The organism is Pseudoalteromonas sp. SIMBA_162 (assembly GCF_046535955.1).
GTDB lineage: Bacteria > Pseudomonadota > Gammaproteobacteria > Enterobacterales > Alteromonadaceae > Pseudoalteromonas > Pseudoalteromonas marina.
On sequence record NZ_JAWJBQ010000753.1, the window covers coordinates 1 to 255 of the forward strand.

The following is a 255-nucleotide window of genomic DNA, read 5'->3' on the forward strand; positions in this document are numbered from 1 at the left end:
GTCATGACCTGCCAGAACGTCGGTGCGACCGGCGAACATGGGCTGGGCAGCGTGTTCCAGATGGATGAGGTCAAGCTGGACACCTCCTGGCACTGGCGTGAACGCCCTGACTGCGCCGGATGCCCTTACCTGCAAATCTGCGGCGGCGGATGCATGTATCTCAAGGGCGATAACTGGGTGGATACCTGCGAGAACGAATACCACTACGCCAAAGGCATCTTCGAAGGCGCCATGCGGATGCTGACCGGCGCGGAT

At 60.8% G+C, this 255-nt stretch carries 1 protein-coding gene; it reads left to right on the forward strand.

Going from position 1 to position 255, the window contains the following annotated elements:
* A partial coding sequence (locus tag R0J88_RS21695) for an SPASM domain-containing protein (protein WP_410901132.1) occupies positions 1 to 255 on the forward strand: 255 nt, incomplete at both ends.